Below are 208 nucleotides of genomic sequence, written 5' to 3' on the forward strand. Positions count from 1 at the left end.
AAGCCGCGCATGACCATGAGCGACTCGGGCGCTGCCTGCTGCGCCAGTGCCCAGGGCCTGGGGATTGCGCTGGTCAGCATGCCGATGGCGGTGCCGTATCTGGACAGCGGCCAACTGGTGCGAGTGCTGCCCGACTGGTATGTCGACGACGGCAACATCTCGCTGTACTACGCCGAACACAAGCTGCTGCCCGGCAAGACCCGGGCGT

The 208-nt window shown here is 66.3% G+C and carries 1 protein-coding gene; it reads left to right on the forward strand.

Features of this window, described 5'->3' with window-relative positions:
* On the forward strand, window positions 1-208 hold a 208-nt coding region (locus HX846_RS29215), incomplete at both ends, for a LysR substrate-binding domain-containing protein (protein ID WP_256740072.1).

The sequence above is a fragment of the Pseudomonas sp. K5002 genome (genome assembly GCF_013386655.1).
GTDB lineage: Bacteria > Pseudomonadota > Gammaproteobacteria > Pseudomonadales > Pseudomonadaceae > Aquipseudomonas.